The 1,162-nt window shown below is 58.3% G+C and carries 1 protein-coding gene; it reads right to left on the reverse strand.

The window, feature by feature from the left end; all coding sequences use genetic code 11:
- On the reverse strand, positions 1-1,073 hold a 1,073-nt coding region (locus MED222_RS00015), incomplete at its 3' end, for a Calx-beta domain-containing protein (protein WP_009844730.1).
- Between the last annotated feature and the right edge of the window lie 89 nt (positions 1,074-1,162).

A 1,162-nucleotide genomic window follows, 5' to 3' on the forward strand; every position in this document is an offset into this window, starting at 1 on the left:
CTGGTCTTCGCCGTCACCGTGAAGGTTTCATCGCCTTCGAAGATGCTGTCTTGCGTGGTCTGAACTTTCACTGTGAAGTCGGTTTGACCCGCCGGCAAGCTCACTTGGAAGCTGCCGTCTGATGCTACCGCCACGTCTTTCAAGACCGTACCGTTGCTCAACACGATGTCCACTTGGGTGCCGGTGAAGTCGACGTTCTTATCCGCTGTGCCGCTGTTCAGCGTCAGTTCAACCGTGGTCGCCGTCTTGCTTTCGTTGCTCAGCGTCACTTTGATGTCCGCGACCGCACCTTCCGCTACATTAATGCCCGCCGCGCCCGCGCTGTTGGTCACGCCCGTCACTGTTGGCGTGCCATCGTTGTCTTGGATCGTGACTGTGCCCGTTTGCGCCGTCGATTGCGTTGACGTCTTCGCCGTCACCGTGAAGGTTTCATCGCCTTCGAAGATGCTGTCTTGCGTGGTCTGAACTTTCACTGTGAAGTCGGTTTGACCCGCCGGCAAGCTCACTTGGAAGCTGCCGTCTGATGCTACCGCCACGTCTTTCAAGACCGTACCGTTGCTCAACACGATGTCCACTTGGGTGCCCGTGAAGTCGACGTTCTTATCCGCTGTGCCGCTGTTCAGCGTCAGGTCAACCGTGGTCGCCGTCTTGCTTTCGTTGCTCAGCGTCACTTTGATGTCCGCGACCGCACCTTCCGCTACGTTAATGCCCGCCGCGCCCGCGCTGTTGGTCACGCCCGTCACTGTTGGCGTGCCATCGTTATCTTGGATCGTGACTGTGCCACTTTCCGCTGCTTGTTGCGTGCTGGTCTTCGCCGTCACCGTGAAGGTTTCATCGCCTTCGAAGATGCTGTCTTGCGTGGTCTGAACTTTCACTGTGAAGTCGGTTTGACCCGCCGGCAAGCTCACTTGGAAGCTGCCGTCTGATGCTACCGCCACGTCTTTCAAGACCGTACCGTTGCTCAACATGATGTCCACTTGGGTGCCCGTGAAGTCGACGTTCTTATCCGCTGTGCCGCTGTTCAGCGTCAGGTCAACCGTGGTCGCCGTCTTGCTTTCGTTGCTCAGCGTCACTTTGATGTCCGCGATCGCACCTTCCGCTACGTTAATGCCCGCCGCGCCCGCGCTGTTGGGTCACGCCCGTCACTGTTGGCGTACCATCG

Source organism: Vibrio sp. MED222 (genome assembly GCF_000153005.1).
In the GTDB taxonomy this organism is placed as follows: domain Bacteria; phylum Pseudomonadota; class Gammaproteobacteria; order Enterobacterales; family Vibrionaceae; genus Vibrio; species Vibrio tasmaniensis_A.